This is a genomic window from Pseudoxanthomonas sp. UTMC 1351 (assembly GCF_040948865.1).
Taxonomy (GTDB): Bacteria; Pseudomonadota; Gammaproteobacteria; order Xanthomonadales; family Xanthomonadaceae; genus Pseudoxanthomonas_A.
Window position 1 is genome coordinate 21,878 of record NZ_JAVGJT010000042.1, and the last position, 7,694, is coordinate 29,571.

Genomic DNA, 7,694 nt, shown 5'->3' on the forward strand with positions numbered 1-7,694 from the left:
CGAAGGGCGAGCCACATGAATGTGGTGAGTGCACGTGCCCGAAGGGCGGATGAGGGAATGAAATGTCCGCTTATAACGAATTCGACTAGCGAGTCATTGCCATTCCCTCATCCGTCGCTGCGCGCCACCTTCTCCCAGAGGGAGAAGGGAAAAACAGAATAGCTGCGTCACCCAAACACCAACTTCCCTTTCATCATTGCCCAATGCCCCGGGAATGAGCAGAAGAAGGTGTAGTCCCCGCCCTTGGCAAGTCCACGCGTCGGGAAGCGAATCGTTGTCGATTCGCCGCCACCGATCACTACCGTATGCGCCAGCACGCGCGTATCGCCCTTTTTCACGTAAGCGTCTGCCAGCGTGGCGCGCATGCCGTCGTTGGCGACGGCTTGGAAATCCGCGGTGCGGGTCAGCACCCAGTTGTGGCCCATGACGTTGGCGGCCAACTTTCCCGTGTGCTTCAACGTCAATTGCACTTCCGTGCAATCTGCGGCCAGCGCGATCTCAGGCGAATCGAATTTCATCTGGTCGTTGCCTTGGATGAGCACCGCGCAAGTCCGCGCCATGGCAGGTGCGGCGAATAGGCAGGGCAGCAGCAAGACAAGTGTGCAGCGGCGCTTCATGCGAAACCTCATCAATTGGTACCGAACGGAACAACCAAAGCGTCGCGACAAGCGCAGGGCGATCAGCATGGATCGACTCCCACCCTATCAGGCCACTTCGAAGAATCTTTGCCACGGCCCTGTCATCTCAAGCGTCGCTTGCGCGGTGGCGGTGGTACCCGCCTCGACTTGCTCGAACACTGCCTTGAACCGCTCCATCTCCTCCGCCGTGCCAATGGTGATGCGCGAGGCGTTTGGCCATATTGGCCAGGCACGGCCCACGAATACCCGGTGCGTGGCCATGTCAGCAATGAAGTCTTTCGCGGGCCGCTTCACATCCACCATGAAGCAGTTGCTCTCCGATGCGGTGCAGGCATAACCCTTGGAAGCCAGCCAGCCCATCACGTCGGTGCGGATACGCGCGGTCTCGCGGCGCCGTTGCGGCACCAGCTCGGGATCGCGCAAGCTGGCCAGCCCCGCTGCCGCTGCGGTAACCGGCAAGCTGTTGACGCTGTAGAACTTCAATCGATCAAGCAGATCCGGCCGCGCTACGGCAAAACCCAGGCGAATCCCCGCCATGCCGTACAGCTTGGAGAACGTGCGCAGCACCACGACATCTTCGCCCGCGGCCACCATGTCGACCGCACTGACGGCACTGTCGGAGAAATGGATATACGCCTCGTCCACCACCAGCACGCTGCCTTTGGGCTTGTTCGCCAACGCGTATTCCAGATCGTGCCGGAGCGTGACCGATCCGGTGGGATTGTTCGGATTGCAGATGTAGATGACGCCGGCCTTGTCATCCTTGGCGCACATCGCCTCGACGTCATGGGAATGATCCGCGCGCAGCGGTAGCTTGTGCACCGTGGCGCCGTTGCGAGTCGCGGCCCGCCACCCGGATTCGAAGGTGGGATCGGCCGTCACCAGGCTGGCGGTTGGCGAGGTGAATGCCAGCATCGTGTAGTCCAGCGGCTCGGTCGAACCGGCGTATCCCATCAAGTGATCCACCGGCACGCCCAGCTGCGCCGCGTATACCTCGGCGAGTTCATTCTGCAAGCCGCCCAGGTAGCGGCCACCCTTGGCCGCGATGTCGGTGATCGCCTGGCGCGCGCCGGCCGAAGGTCCCAGCGGATGTTCGTTGGCATTGATCAGTACTGCATCTAGTGCGTCCGCACCCGGCGGCGGGCTGGGACGTTGCTGCGCACGCGCCGCATAGGCGTCACTCAACAGTGGTGCACTGCCAAGGCCCAGCACGCTGGCGGCCAAGGCGGAGTCTCGCAGGAAGGAACGGCGGGAGATGGACGATGCCATGGCGACCTCAGCGATAAGGGGAATACGAACGCATCCGAGTGATTCCTCAGGGACGGACAGCCACGACTTCGATTTCGACGAGATAGGCAGGGTTGGCCAATCCGGCAATCTGGAACGCCGAACGCGACGGCAGGTTGGGCTGTTCCGCGGTGCCGAAGAACTGACGATAGCCCTTCATGAACCCAGCGAAATCCATCTTGCCATCCAGCGCCGGGTCGCCCACCAGAAACACCTGCATCTTGATCACATCATCCAGGCCCAACCCCATCGATTCCAGCTGCTTCTTGATGGAACTGAGCACGTTGACCGTCTGTGCCTCGGTATCGCCATAGGCATCGGCGGAATCCTTCGGAGCGTCCGCGTCCAGCCGTGGCACCGCGCCGCTGAGGTACACCGTGGTCATGCCCGCCGGCACTTCGACCGCGGCGGAAATCGGGAAATCGCTGCCGGGTATCTTGTGCCGTATCACCCCAGCGGCTTCTGCCACGTGCGGTGCTGCCAGCATCAGCAGCGCCGCCAGGGTGGCGGCACCTGTCATTGATGGGATTCTCATAATGTTGCTCCTGTCTGGAAAAGTAATGGATCACGCTAAGCGCTCAATGGCGCATCGCCTTCACGTCGTCGGCGGTCATTGCGTCGGGATAGTCATTGCCGAAATGCGTGCGGACGTAGTGAGTGACTTCAGCCACCTGTTGGTCGCTGAGCATGGAGCCCAAACCCGGCATGCCGGCGCGCCCGTCCAACACCATCATCGCCACGAATGGCGCGGCCGCCAGCTTGGGATTGCCCGCCAGCGCAGGATACTCGCCACCACCCAGGGCGCCTTCGCCCGCCGGCATGTGGCAGCTCTGGCAAACGGTCCGGTAGACCTGTTCGCCGGAGGCGGTGGAAAAATTGGCCGGCGTGTAGAAGGACGTTGCATCCGAAGTTTGCGCCTTTGCCGGGCGGACCAGCACGGCGGCCGTTATCAATGCGGCCACGGCCAGTACCGCCATCAACCCCGTTCGGAACAAGCCCATGCGCTGGCTCATGCACGGCCTCCTGCCGCCATTACTTGGTGATGCAGACGTTCGATGACATCCAGTGCGGAAACGATCGCGCCTTCCTGCCACGCGGGGATATAGGAAACGTGCTCGCCGGCCAATGCGATACGCCCATCGATCTGGCAGAGATTCTCGTAGTGCTGCGCGCGCTTGTCTTCCGTCCACATGCCGAAGCAGCCATGGGAGAACGGCACGCGGTGCCACCCAACCGAAACGCCGTGTTCGAATTCCTTCGGATACTGCGCATGTAACTGGGTACCGTATTCCACTGCCTTCCGCACGCGCTGTTCGGGCGGCATGGAAGTGAACTCGAACGCCTCCAGTCCCCAGACATAGGCGCCCAGCAACACCCCCTTGCCGCGACTCTGGAAACCCGTGCTGGGATAACTGATCAGCGTGATCGGCGAGTCGGTGTAGCTGATGCCGCCATAGATGGCTTCATCCTCTTCCCAGAAGCGGCGCTTGAACTGCAAGCCGACTTTCACCGAGCCGGCATAAGGCACCTGCCCGATCGCTTCGGTCATCGCCGGTCCTACGGTTATTGGGATGCGACTCAGCACCGAAAGCGGAATCGTGCAGATGCACCAGTCCGCGGTTTCGACACGTTCCGCGCCGCCTGCTGCGGTGTCCTGATAAGCGACGGTGACGCCGCCGCTGTTCTGATCGATACGGGTCACCTTTGCGTTGTACTGAATCGTGTCGCCCAGCTGGCGCGCGAACGCTTTTCCGATCTGGTCCATGCCGCCGACGGGCTGGAACATCGGCGTCTGCATCTCGTAGTTATTGCCGGCTGCCAACGCTGCCCACAGTTTTGAGTTGAGTACATCGCCGACTTGCGCCGGTTCGGAGTATTCCGGCTTGCCGGACAGGCCGCCGCCGGGTTCCTTGCCGAAACCGCGGCGCAAGGCACTGACTTCACCTTTCGCATAAGCAAAGTTCTTGTCCAGGGCGCCCCAATGCCGCAGCGATTCCAGCAGGACCTCCTGGTCCTCCTGGCTGACCAAGCGATCCAGCGCGCGCTGCTGCGTGGACTTGGCCAGCAGTTCAGCGACATGCCCCTTGTAGTCGGCATCGACATCGCGAAAGCGCCGCGGCTTTCCGCCGAATGCCTGCTGGCTGTGCAGCCAGGCGTTGTAGTTGACCTGCACGAACGATTCCAGCGGCACGCCGAATTTTTTGCAGTACGACAGCACTGCATGGTGGTGATGTGGAATCCGCCATGGTCCGGGATTAAGGTACAGCCCGTCGTCGAAACGACAGGTCTGCTCGAAGCCGCCGAGCTCTGTGTAGCGATCACCACCGCGCAACGTCCAGTTGCGTCCGCCGGGCCGGGTGTTGTATTCCAACAATTTGACTCGATAGCCCGCGCGGCGAAGTTCGTAGGCGGCGGTCATGCCCGCCAGGCCCGCACCCAGCACCAGCACCGATGCGCCCTTCGGGTCGCCTTCCAGACGCAATGGTCCTTGGTAACCGGATTCGGCCGCCAATCCCAGGCTGCTCATCGCCTGGTACATCATCGCGCCGCCCGCCGTCAGTCCTATCTTCTGCAACAGACGGCGTCGCGTCATCGCACCCTGCTTGCCCACCTGCATCGATATTCCTCTGCCTGATGTTGAACGACGGCATGCATCAACTGCGGGCCGCGCGTATGCGGTGGCGCGTCTGTCATGACGCGCCACCGCGCCATGCCTTAGAACATGTAGGACAAGCTGAGGTAGACCGATCGCGGCGCGACCAGGTTGTAGGCCCCGCCCGCTTCGTTCGGGAATACAGCACCGATCGCGTCTTCCGCGTCGAACAGGTTGTAGACCGACAGTTGCACTCGCCCGCCCGCCAGGAAGCCGTCGTCGCCGCCCTGATAGCCAACGCTGCCGTTGGCGATGAACGTGGTGTCCGTGCGCTCGTTGTTACGGGTGTCGCCGTAACGTTTGCCGGTGTACTTGCCGTCGAGATTGGCGAAGAAGTGCTCGCCTTCGTAACCGCCGCTCAGGCCGATCGAAACACGCGGCTGATCGGGCACGTCGTTGCCTTCGACTTCCACCAGTTCGCCGGCGGTGTTGATGTAGTTGTCCTGGAACTCGGAGCGGTTGAGGCTGACGTTACCGCCCAAGCGCCAGTTCACAGTCGGGTGCCACAGCGCCGATGCTTCGGCACCATAGGTCTCCACATCACCGACGTTCTGGTAGACGGTGGAATCCACCACCTGCGGGTCCGGGTCCGACAACGTGATGATGCGGTCCTTGTAGGCGATGCGGTACAGAGCCACATAACCGCTCCAGCTCTGGTGCTCGCTGCGCACGCCCAAGTCGATGTTCTTCGACGTCTCCGGTTGCAGTGTCTCCCATGTTCCGCCACCCGCCACCATCGCCAGGCGCGGTACCGAGCTGAAGTTCTCGGCGTAGTTGGCGAACATCTGGGTAGAAGCGCCTATCTGGTAGCTGACGCCGGCCTGTGGCTGGAGCCAGTCGCTGTCGGTCTTTTCCGTTGTGCGGGTCGCACTGCGGTTGAAGTCATCGAGATTGGCGATGCCGGTGAATTCGCGCTCCACGCGCAAGCCTTTGACACCCGCTTGCAAGGTCAGCCTCTCATCCATCAGTTTCAGCGTGTCCATCACGAACAATTGCGTGACGGTGCTGTCGAAGTGGCGGTCGTAATAGATGACGATAGGCAGTTCGCCCTGCAGGATCTCGCCGCTGCTGGGGTCCACGTTGTACAGCGGCCGCGTCTGGAAGAACTCGTAGGTTTCGTACCAGGCACCGACCTCAAGTTTGTTGATGTCGGTTTCCCAACTGAGACTGGTGGTCAGTCCGCGCCGGGTTCCGCCCATGTCCTCCAAGCGGCGCGCCATGTTCCCGATGCTGACCAAGTTGCCGTCCGCGTCGAACACCGCGGTGGGGTCCAGGATCACGATGTCGGTGCGGCCCTGTGTTCCGGCAATCGCATTGTTGTACTGCGTGCGGATACCGCCCGGTCCGGTGGCGCCTATACCCCAGCCGTTCTTTTCCTCGTTGTAAGCAACGAATTTAAGCCCCAGCGATGAGCTCAGCATGAAGTCGCCGGTCAGGCTCAGCAACGAATCGCGGCGCGCGTTCTTCCATACGGTGTAGTTGTTGGAATCGAACGCCGGATCGCCGGTGATGAATTCGGTGATATCCCAATCCAGTCCACCGTTCACCGTATAGGCCTGGATGTCGTGGTCCTCGCGGCTGTTCCATATCCAACCCAAGGTCAGGGTACCGGCGTCCCAGTCCTGGCGAATCTTGGCTTCGAAGTGATCGCTTTCCTGCGTGGCCGGGTCCAGGTCCCAGACACCACTGCGGATGCGCGAGGCAGAGAAGTAAGCCGCCGGCCCGTTCTCCCACCACTGAGGGGTGTCCACGCGCACAAACGTGCGCACCAGATCGTAGGAGCCCATGGTCATGGTCGCCCGGCCGCTCCATTCGTCGCCGCCCACCGGGGCCAGCGTGCTGTAGCGGATCGCGCCGCCCAAGGCGTGATAGGACGGCTGGGTTACGTCGCCAGAGCCTGGCGACAAGGTCACGTCGGCGAGGTTTTCGGTGGACACGTACCGGCTGATGGGACCGCCTTCTCGCACGTCGGCGGTCTCGATCGGAATGCCGTCAAGCGTTACGCCCACTTGGTTGGAACTGAAGCCGCGGATGCGCATGGAATCGCCAAACTCATACAGCCCGAATGGATCGGTGGTTTGCACATTCACACCCGGCAGACTGGCGAGCAGCATCTGCGGCGCCACACCCGGCGCCTGCGCTTCGATCTCGGATTTGGCCACGCTGGCGGTGGTACGGGTGGAACCCGCGCCCACCACGCTGACGGCATCCAGGGTGGTGGCATCGGCATCGGCTGACGCCATGCCGATGTTCTGCGCATTGGCCACCTGGGCATAGCCGGTTGCGCCCAGTAACAACGACAGATAAGCCGCACGCATCGGCGTGGCGCCGTCGAGTTCCCGCAGACTTTCGATAATGAAACTGGCCAGTACACCGCGTTTGATGCTGTTCCCCATGGCTTCCTCACTGAGTGCTAAAAAAGGTTGTGGTGGGCGAGCCTTGCCTCCATCGGCGCGCGTACTTGGCAGCCGTAAAATGAGTGCGCGCTGTTCCCGGGAACACTTGCCCTTCCGGTCAGGTGCACTCGAAATTCCTGTTTCTTCTTTCAGGTACGCGCGACGCCGATGTTTACCGGCGCTTACCGAACGCGGATCAGCCGCACCGCCTGCAGACGGTGTCCGGATGCGCGCCCCAAGTCGTACGGCGCATTCGGATTCGGCGTGATGCCACGCGCATTCCTTCGCCGCTGCTACTGAACGATGGACCGCCGCGCCGCAGAGGCATCGCGTTTTCCAACTTCGTAACGCTTCCTCTGCAACATACCCAGCTACGGCCGCTCTGCGGGGCCTTGCAATGGGTAGGTGCGGGCTGGGTGGGTAGGCGGGAGGCGGGTTATGGGTGGGCGTGTGTTTGCCGAATACCGGCGCTGGCCGCGGGGGCCATGTAAGAGCCGCCGGAGCTCTTGTAGGAGCGGCGTCCCGCCGCGAGCTCTTCCTGTCAGAGCAATTGGTCTGGCTATTCGCCAGCTCGGCGCGCTGCGGCGCGCTCCTGATCACGCGTGCCGAAAAGCTATCGGGGCGCGGAGCGGCGTCCCGCCGCGAGCTCTTCCTGTCAGAGCAATTGGTCTGGCTGTTCGCCAGCTCGGCGCGCTGCGGCGCGCTCCTGGTCACGCGTGC

General features: G+C 62.2%; 6 protein-coding genes. All 6 read right to left on the reverse strand.

Annotation, left to right across the window (positions count from 1 at the left end; translation table 11 throughout):
• Positions 1 to 167: 167 nt before the first annotated feature.
• Positions 168 to 617 carry an azurin gene (gene azu / locus AB6O04_RS19665; RefSeq protein WP_368566098.1) on the reverse strand — a complete coding sequence of 150 codons (450 nt, stop codon included), beginning with the start codon at positions 615 to 617 and terminating at the stop codon, positions 168 to 170.
• 87 nt (positions 618 to 704) lie between these two features.
• Positions 705 to 1,907 (reverse strand): pyridoxal phosphate-dependent aminotransferase, encoded by a 1,203-nt coding sequence (locus AB6O04_RS19670; protein WP_368566099.1) that lies wholly within the window; start codon positions 1,905 to 1,907, stop codon positions 705 to 707.
• A 46-nt stretch (positions 1,908 to 1,953) separates the two neighbouring features.
• A complete protein-coding gene (locus tag AB6O04_RS19675) occupies positions 1,954 to 2,460 on the reverse strand; it encodes a RidA family protein (RefSeq protein ID WP_368566100.1) in 507 nt (168 codons plus the stop codon).
• Between the two features lie 43 nt (positions 2,461 to 2,503).
• Positions 2,504 to 2,902, reverse strand: a complete 399-nt coding sequence (locus AB6O04_RS19680) for a cytochrome c (protein ID WP_368566105.1) — start codon at positions 2,900 to 2,902, stop codon at positions 2,504 to 2,506.
• 32 nt (positions 2,903 to 2,934) lie between these two features.
• The gene (locus tag AB6O04_RS19685; RefSeq protein ID WP_368566107.1) at positions 2,935 to 4,518 is read right to left on the reverse strand and encodes a flavin monoamine oxidase family protein; all 1,584 of its coding nucleotides are present in this window, start codon (positions 4,516 to 4,518) and stop codon (positions 2,935 to 2,937) included.
• A gap of 122 nt (positions 4,519 to 4,640) precedes the next feature.
• Positions 4,641 to 6,821: a TonB-dependent receptor gene (locus AB6O04_RS19690; protein WP_368566108.1), complete on the reverse strand. Its 2,181-nt coding sequence runs from the start codon at positions 6,819 to 6,821 to the stop codon at positions 4,641 to 4,643.
• Positions 6,822 to 7,694 lie beyond the last annotated feature (873 nt).